Genomic DNA, 327 nt, shown 5'->3' with positions numbered 1-327 from the left:
CAGCGCTAGATAATGTCGATGGAGATGTATCTTCAAATATCGGTGTCAGCGGTACGGTCAATGCTGCAGTTGTTGGTAGCTATGTACTGAGCTACAACGTGAACGATTCCTCAGGCAACTCTGCTACTACCGTTACCCGAACAATTAACGTTCAAGATACTGGCGCACCTAGCATCACTCTGCTAGGTAGCAGCCCACTTAACCATGAGCTAAATACCCCTTATACCGATGCTGGTGCGACTGCGAATGACGCACTTGACGGAGACCTATCTGCAGGCATTATAGTTGGCGGCACAATGGTCGACTCTAGCGTTGCTGGTACTTATG

The 327-nt window shown here is 48.9% G+C and carries 1 protein-coding gene; it reads left to right on the top strand.

Features of this window, described 5'->3' with window-relative positions:
• Positions 1-327: immunoglobulin-like domain-containing protein (locus A3735_RS11195; protein WP_156499622.1), on the top strand; the 327-nt coding region annotated here is incomplete at both ends.

This window comes from Oleiphilus sp. HI0061, from assembly GCF_001635675.1.
The sequence above is the reverse complement of the archived record's forward strand: the minus strand, read 5'-3'. Positions and strand labels throughout refer to the sequence as shown.